At 45.1% G+C, this 4,610-nt stretch carries 7 protein-coding genes and 2 pseudogenes; 2 read left to right on the top strand and 7 right to left on the bottom strand.

What is annotated here, in order from left to right; genetic code table 11:
- Positions 1–389: 50S ribosomal protein L25 (locus ACTHUE_RS11320; protein ID WP_440423494.1), on the top strand; the 389-nt coding region annotated here is incomplete at its 5' end.
- A 111-nt stretch (positions 390–500) separates the two neighbouring features.
- Here ACTHUE_RS11320 and hscB read toward each other — a convergent pair.
- Positions 501–1,001, bottom strand: a complete 501-nt coding sequence (hscB, locus tag ACTHUE_RS11325; RefSeq protein WP_004519901.1) for a Fe-S protein assembly co-chaperone HscB — start codon at positions 999–1,001, stop codon at positions 501–503.
- 79 nt (positions 1,002–1,080) lie between these two features.
- On the opposite strand from hscB, the pseudogene ACTHUE_RS11330 reads away from it, so the two are divergent.
- Positions 1,081–1,303, top strand: a pseudogene (locus ACTHUE_RS11330) (alternative ribosome-rescue factor A).
- Here the strand turns inward: ACTHUE_RS11330 and iscA are convergent.
- The 6 genes and pseudogenes from iscA to ACTHUE_RS11360 form a co-directional block, all read right to left on the bottom strand.
- Complete coding sequence (gene iscA / locus ACTHUE_RS11335) at positions 1,263–1,583, bottom strand: iron-sulfur cluster assembly protein IscA (protein ID WP_003685774.1); 321 nt, start codon at positions 1,581–1,583, stop codon at positions 1,263–1,265. The pseudogene ACTHUE_RS11330 and the gene iscA sit on opposite strands and share 41 nt — an antisense overlap.
- A gap of 70 nt (positions 1,584–1,653) precedes the next feature.
- Positions 1,654–1,898 (bottom strand): annotated as a pseudogene (locus tag ACTHUE_RS11340) (recombinase RecA).
- 107 nt (positions 1,899–2,005) lie between these two features.
- Positions 2,006–2,392 (bottom strand): Fe-S cluster assembly scaffold IscU, encoded by a 387-nt coding sequence (gene iscU / locus ACTHUE_RS11345; RefSeq protein WP_049335285.1) that lies wholly within the window; start codon positions 2,390–2,392, stop codon positions 2,006–2,008.
- 68 nt (positions 2,393–2,460) lie between these two features.
- On the bottom strand, positions 2,461–2,589 hold the full coding sequence (locus ACTHUE_RS11350; RefSeq protein WP_004519897.1) for a hypothetical protein: 129 nt from the start codon (positions 2,587–2,589) through the stop codon (positions 2,461–2,463).
- Between the two features lie 116 nt (positions 2,590–2,705).
- Entirely contained in the window at positions 2,706–3,314 is a 609-nt protein-coding gene (locus ACTHUE_RS11355; RefSeq protein WP_049335283.1) for a hypothetical protein, read from the bottom strand.
- Positions 3,315–3,390: 76 nt separating this feature from the next.
- Positions 3,391–4,605 carry an IscS subfamily cysteine desulfurase gene (locus ACTHUE_RS11360; RefSeq protein WP_049335281.1) on the bottom strand — a complete coding sequence of 405 codons (1,215 nt, stop codon included), beginning with the start codon at positions 4,603–4,605 and terminating at the stop codon, positions 3,391–3,393.
- Between the last annotated feature and the right edge of the window lie 5 nt (positions 4,606–4,610).

Consider the following 4,610-nt stretch of genomic DNA (forward strand, 5'->3'; position numbering starts at 1 on the left):
TTAAACTGTCTTTGAACGGTGAAACTAAAGACGTTATCGTGCGTGACTTCCAAATGCACCCATTCCGTCGCGAAGTTCAACACATCGACTTCCAAGCTGTAAAAGCTGATCAACCTGTACGCATCCGCGTTCCTCTGCACATTGTTAACGCTGAAAACTCTCAAGCTGTTAAATTGCAAGGTGGCCGCGTATCTCTGTTGAACACTTCTGTTGAAGTAGTTGCTTTGCCTGCAAACATTCCTGCTTTCTTGGAGTTGGATTGTGCATCTGTAGTTGCTGGCGACATTCTGCACTTGTCAGACATCAAATTGCCAGAAGGTGTTGAAAGTGTTTCTCTGAAACGTAATGAAAACCTGGCTGTTGCTACTGTTACTGGTAAAAAACGCTAATAGGTAGTTAATATAAGAAAACCGTATCAGATAAATCTGATACGGTTTTTGTTTTACATATAAAATCATTTGCCATAATAAAACTTAGGCAAATGCAGCAGCATATGTACTTTATAAGATTGAAGCAATTTCATTGCGAAGTTTATTAAGAAAGCGGCCATGCCGTACCCATTGTGCGGCCGATTCATAATCCTGTTGTTCAAATGCTTGTTGTAAATCTTGATATAGGTTGCTTTGTACTTCTTGGATTTCTTGATCCAGCGCTCGGATGGCATCATGGTTTTGTTCCATTTGTGCATCCATCAATGTTTCCCGCCATTCCATCTGCTGCATGAGGAATTCTGGTGAAAACGAAGTGTGTTCAGGTGCATCAGCATCGATATTTTGGCTTTTCAAGAGATAAGCGGCTCGATCAATAGGGCTTTTTAATGTGCGGTAGGCGTCATTAATTGTAGAAGACATCATAACGGCTTGTTTCTGCTCAAAAGCTGAAGCAGAAGCAAATTTATCGGGATGAAAACGGGCAGCTAAAGCTCGATAGATCTGTTCGAGTGCTTCGGTATCAATATTGAAAGATGGCTCAAGCTGAAAGAGGTTGAAGTATTGAGACATGATATCAAAGGAAAAAATCTAAAGAAGAGGATTATTTTACGATATAATCCAGAAACTGTTTATACGAAAGGAAAACAATATGACCGGTAAGGTGCAACACAATAAAGGCAAAATACGAGACAATGCCTTAAAAGCCTTAGTCAAATCTGATTTGTTCCGACACAAAGTAGAACGAAAAAGAAAAGGCAAGGGTAGCTATAATAGGCAAGAAGCCAAAAAATGGCGGGATGGTTTTGATACTTTCTCGCTATTTTTGATATTTTAAACGTGGAAGCTCTCGCCACAGCCGCAGGAATCTTTAACGTTTGGGTTTTCAAATTTGAAACCTTCCTGTAATCCTTCTTTGGTGTAATCGACTTGCGTGCCGTCTAGATAAACCAAGCTTTTCGGATCGATATAAACGCGTGCGCCGTGTTCTTCAAAAATCAGGTCATCCTCGTTCACTTCATCGACAAATTCAAGGTTGTATGCCATGCCTGAGCAGCCGCTGGTTTTCACACCCAAGCGCACGCCCAAACCTTTACCGCGTTTGGTCAGGTAGCTGTTGATGTGTTTGGCTGCGTTTTCTGTGATGGTAATCATGCTTTTTTCCTCATTTCGCAATCATTTTCTGTTTTGTCTGCTTTTTTATTTCAGATGGCCTCTTGAACTATCAGGCCGTCTGAAAACGCTGTTTTGCCCACTCTATTGCGGCAGTAATGGCAGCTTTGGCCTGCGGACTATTTTTCCAACAGGTTGAGCCGGTTAATTGTGCGCCCTGTTCCAAAATATCGTCTAAATCCGCAACCTCCAGAGTGGCAATATCATCAATCCCATTTGCTGCAAACGCTGCAATATGGTTTTACCTATTCCTTTGACAGCAAGTAGGGATTGGATTTCTTCATCGGTAAAAGGCATATCGTCTTCTTTGATTTTGCAGGTACTGGCGCACTTATATGGCAAGTTGGGCCTATCAAGCCGATTTAGACATTAATGTCTGCAAACTAAGTATCTGGCAAACAAGGTTATTTGTTTTCCTGACGTTTGCGATAGTCGGCAACGGCTGCTTTTACCGCATCTTCAGCCAAGATGGAGCAGTGGATTTTTACCGGCGGCAGCTCCAATTCTTCGGCGATTTCGCTGTTTTTGATTGCCAGCGCGTCATCCAAGCTTTTGCCTTTTACCCACTCGGTAATCAGGCTGGAAGAAGCGATAGCAGAGCCGCAGCCGTAAGTTTTAAATTTTGCATCTTCGATAATACCCTCATTGTTTACTTTGATTTGCAGACGCATTACGTCACCGCAGGCCGGTGCACCGACCATGCCGGTACCGACAGATTCGTCGTTTTTGTCGAAAGTACCGACGTTGCGGGGGTTTTCGTAGTGGTCGATTACTTTATCGCTGTATGCCATGATGTGGTTTCCTTTGTGTTTTTAGTGGTGTAAATGGTTTGTTTACGAATATTCAGACGGCCTGAAGTTTAGATTTTGCACGCGCCGCCTTCGCAGCCGTCATCATTCTCTGAATCAACGCCGCCTTCTACGGTAACGCCGTCAAAATCTTCGAGCAGGTTGTCGAGATTGTCGAGGTCGAGTTCTTGTTCGTCCATGGGTTTGTATCCTTAATTTGAAGATTGTGGCTTTTAGGTCGTCTGAAAAGGTATATTTTTAGAGTTTCAGACGTCCTTTTTAATGTCTAAGTTGATTATCTATTACAGTTGTTTTATCAGCCATTTATAAAGGCACATTCTAAAATTGTTTGGGGTTTTCCGTTAACATTAATCGGTTTTAGTTTTGCTTGCAGGGTTTCGTATTCTTCTAAAATCAAACTGTATTTTCGAATAGGGCGGTATTTTCCTTTTAACACCTTGCGTGCCTGTCCCAAAGGTACATCCAACAATAAACGGGTGTAACTGTAACCTGCGGTTTCTACTTGGAACGTCTGGCTGATATGAACCACAGGCAAGCCATAGTAAGTACCGCTGAGTTTCAAACGGGTTTGATCAAGAATAAACGGTTTTCCATCTTCACTAAATTCCGTGCGGTGCAAAGTCATCGGAGGGTGCGCAAGATCACGGTAAGCCTTTGGCAGCTTGACTCTATTGGGATAATTCAAACGCAGGTTTTGATATTTAGAGTCTTTATCGTTCCAGTCATAGCTTACATCACTAAATGGATCCAACAGGTTTTCCAAATGTTTATCGAATTGGCAGCCATTTTCAAATGATTTGAATATAGTTGACCAATCAGATTGTGTCTGTGCTGAAACCAGCGGGGCCGAGCATAGAATCAGACAAGAAAGTAAGTGGCGTATTTTATTTTTTATTATCGTCATTTTTAGTATTTTTCTTGATGAGGTCGTCTGAAAAGGTAAAGGCCTTGTGGATTTTTCAGACGACCTTTTCTCTTGATTAATGCGCCGCCCATTCAATCGAGTTCAAATCGATACCTTCTTTAAACATTTCCCACAGCGGAGACAGTTCGCGCAGTTTGCCGATTTTGGATTTAATCAGTTCTGCTGCGAATTGGACTTCTTCTTCAGTGGTCATGCGGCCGAAGGTGATGCGCAGGGAAGAGTGCGCCAATTCGTCGTTACGGCCGAGTGCGCGCAGGACGTAGCTTGGTTCGAGACTGGCAGAAGTACAGGCGGAGCCGCTGGATACGGCGAGTTCTTTGACTGCCATAATCAGGCTTTCGCCTTCGACGAAGTTGAAGCTGACGTTCAGGTTGTTTGGAGCGCGGTGTTCGAGGTCACCGTTGATGTAGACTTCTTCGATGCCTTCGATACCTTTGAGGAAGATATCGCGCAGTTTCAGGTAGTGCGCCATGTCTTGCTCGAGTTCTTCTTTGGCGATGCGGAAGGCTTCGCCCATGCCGACGATTTGGTGGGTGGGCAGGGTGCCGCTGCGGAAGCCGCGTTCGTGGCCGCCGCCGTGCATTTGGGCTTCGAGGCGGACGCGTGGTTTACGGCGTACATACAGGGCGCCGATGCCTTTAGGGCCGTATACTTTGTGGCCGGACATAGACAGCAAATCAACTTTGGCGGCTTCAACGTCGACAGGCACTTTGCCGCATGCTTGTGCTGCGTCAACGTGGAAAATGATTTTGCGTTCGCGGCAGATTTCGCCAATGGCAGGAATATCTTGAACTACGCCGATTTCGTTGTTTACCCACATTACGGAAACGAGGATGGTGTCTTCGCGGATAGCGGCTTTCAGCACGTCTAAGTCAACCAAACCGTTTTCTTGTACGTCCAGATAAGTTACTTCATAACCTTGGCGTTCGAGTTCACGCATGGTGTCAAGCACGGCTTTGTGCTCGGTTTTCACGGTAATGAGGTGGTTGCCTTTGGATTTGTAGAAGTGCGCCGCGCCTTTAATGGCGAGGTTGTTGGATTCGGTTGCGCCGCTGGTAAAAACGATTTCTTTAGAGTCGGCGTTAATCAGGGCTGCGATGTCTGCACGTGCTTTTTCTACGGCTTCTTCTGCTTCCCAGCCGAAGCTGTGGCTGTTGGAGGCTGGGTTGCCGAAAATATCGGACAGGTAGGGAATCATTTTTTCGGCAACGCGGCGGTCAACGGGAGTGGTGGCGGCGTAGTCGAGGTATACGGGGGTTTTGACGGTCATGGTTT

The sequence above is a fragment of the Neisseria sp. P0021.S005 genome (genome assembly GCF_051956955.1).

Excerpts from the sequence above, each read along its gene's own strand:
- ACTHUE_RS11350 (WP_004519897.1), bottom strand. The coding sequence starts at position 2,589 with ATGGACGAACAAGAACTCGACCTCGACAATCTCGACAACCTGCTCGAA.
- iscA (WP_003685774.1), bottom strand. The coding sequence starts at position 1,583 with ATGATTACCATCACAGAAAACGCAGCCAAACACATCAACAGCTACCTG.
- ACTHUE_RS11355 (WP_049335283.1), bottom strand. The coding sequence starts at position 3,314 with ATGACGATAATAAAAAATAAAATACGCCACTTACTTTCTTGTCTGATT.
- hscB (WP_004519901.1), bottom strand. The coding sequence starts at position 1,001 with ATGTCTCAATACTTCAACCTCTTTCAGCTTGAGCCATCTTTCAATATT.
- ACTHUE_RS11360 (WP_049335281.1), bottom strand. The coding sequence starts at position 4,605 with ATGACCGTCAAAACCCCCGTATACCTCGACTACGCCGCCACCACTCCC.
- iscU (WP_049335285.1), bottom strand. The coding sequence starts at position 2,392 with ATGGCATACAGCGATAAAGTAATCGACCACTACGAAAACCCCCGCAAC.